Below are 252 nucleotides of genomic sequence, written 5' to 3'. Positions count from 1 at the left end.
ATACAATGCTCATCAAGTGATGCGGGGAAGATTTCAACTACATCTCCGCGCACACGGAATGTACCACGCTTAAAATCAATATCATTACGTCCATACTGTACATCAACAAGTTCACGAAGCAATTGATTGCGGTCCTTTTCCATACCAACTCGAAGCGAAACAACTAACTCGCGGTATTCTTCCGGAGAACCTAAACCGTATATGCACGAAACACTCGCAACGATAATAACATCATCTCTTTCAAATAAAGAA

At 41.3% G+C, this 252-nt stretch carries 1 pseudogene; it reads right to left on the bottom strand.

The window, feature by feature from the left end:
• Positions 1-252: pseudogene (locus SB775_RS31905) on the bottom strand (excinuclease ABC subunit B); the annotation flags it as partial.

It is taken from the genome of Peribacillus sp. SIMBA_075, from assembly GCF_046534585.1.
The sequence above is the reverse complement of the archived record's forward strand: the minus strand, read 5'-3'. Positions and strand labels throughout refer to the sequence as shown.